A 1,056-nucleotide genomic window follows, 5' to 3' on the forward strand; every position below is an offset into this window, starting at 1 on the left:
CCCCGGCGGCAGGATGTGAAGCGCTGACAACACGTCCTGTGAGCCGGAGACCCGTCGTGTCCCACGCTAATGCCCCCTTGACCCCTGCCGGCAGGTTGCGGTTGATCGACCGCTGCGCCACCCGCCCGATCGCGCACGTCGCCGCCGAGGCCGGGGTGTCCCGGCAGTGCCTGTCCAAGTGGAAGAACCGCTACGACACCCTCGGCGAGACCGGTCTGCTCGACCGATCCAGCGCCCCGCACGCCAGCCCCACCCAGACCGAGGGCGCGGTGGTGGCCCGGATCGAGGAGCTGCGGCGGGACAAGAAGTGGTCCGCCCGGCTGATCGCAGCTGAGCTGGTCGACGACGGCGTCACCATCAGCGCCACCACCGTCGGCCGCTGGCTGACCCGACTGGGCATCAACCACCGACGGCATCTGGACCCCGACGGGGAGAACAACCGCGCCCCGGGGCGGATCACCGCCCGCTACCCCGGGCACATGATCCACGTCGATGTGAAGAAGGTCGGCCGCATCCCTGACGGCGGCGGGTGGCGGGCACACGGCCGCGGCAGCGACGCCGACCGCGCCGTCGACCGGGCCAAGACCAAGGGCGCCAAGGCCGGCTACGTCTACCTGCACTCCGCTGTCGACGGCTTCTCCCGGCTGGCCTACACCGAACCCCTGGCCAACGAGACCGCCAAGACCGCCATCGGGTTTTTCGCCCGCGCCCGGGCCTTCTTCGCCGCCCACGGCATCGGCCGAATCACCCGGGTGATCACCGACAACGGCTCCTGCTACCGAGCAGCGGCGTTCACCCGATCCCTGTTCGACGCCGCCCGACACCAGCGCACTCGCCCGTTCACGCCCAAGCACAACGGCAAGGTCGAGCGCTACCAGCGGATCCTGGCCGAGGAACTGCTCTACGCCCGCACCTGGACCTCCGAAGCCCAGCGAGCCGAGGCCATCAGCGTCTGGACGGTGCACTACAACTACCACCGACCACACACCGCTGCCGGGAACCAACCACCCGCCTCACGCCTCCACACCGGCGTCACCAACGTCATGACGAGCAACA

1 protein-coding gene is annotated in these 1,056 nt (G+C 69.9%); it reads left to right on the forward strand.

The window, feature by feature from the left end:
- Positions 1–56: 56 nt before the first annotated feature.
- A partial coding sequence (locus tag GCU60_RS19690) for an IS481 family transposase (RefSeq protein ID WP_163208341.1) occupies positions 57–1,056 on the forward strand: 1,000 nt, incomplete at its 3' end.

It is taken from the genome of Blastococcus saxobsidens, assembly GCF_010682065.1.
GTDB lineage: Bacteria > Actinomycetota > Actinomycetes > Mycobacteriales > Geodermatophilaceae > Blastococcus > Blastococcus saxobsidens_B.